At 71.9% G+C, this 267-nt stretch carries 1 protein-coding gene; it reads left to right on the plus strand.

Annotated elements, in window-relative coordinates:
- Nucleotides 1-12: 12 nt before the first annotated feature.
- A partial coding sequence (locus tag RB628_RS42060) for a universal stress protein (RefSeq protein ID WP_318325848.1) occupies nucleotides 13-267 on the plus strand: 255 nt, incomplete at its 3' end.

Consider the following 267-nt stretch of genomic DNA (forward strand, 5'->3'; position numbering starts at 1 on the left):
GTGGGAGACACGATGAGTGGTCTGGTGGTCGTGGGTGTGGACGGGTCGGCGTCGGCTCTTGCCGCGGTCGAGGCGGCGGCCCGGGAGGCAGAGCTGCGCGGGGCGGGCCTGCGGATGGTGCATGCGCTCTCGTGGCCTGCCATGCATGTGTCTCCTGGCCCGTCGCCGCTCGGCGGGCCCGAGGGTGAGATCCGGAACATCGTGGAACGACTACGTCTGCTGGCCGAGGGGGTTGAGCGGGCGCGTGCCGTGGCGCCGGAGGTCGTT

Origin of the sequence: Streptomyces sp. ADMS (assembly GCF_033441795.1) — a bacterium.
Classification (GTDB): Bacteria; Actinomycetota; Actinomycetes; order Streptomycetales; family Streptomycetaceae; genus Streptomyces.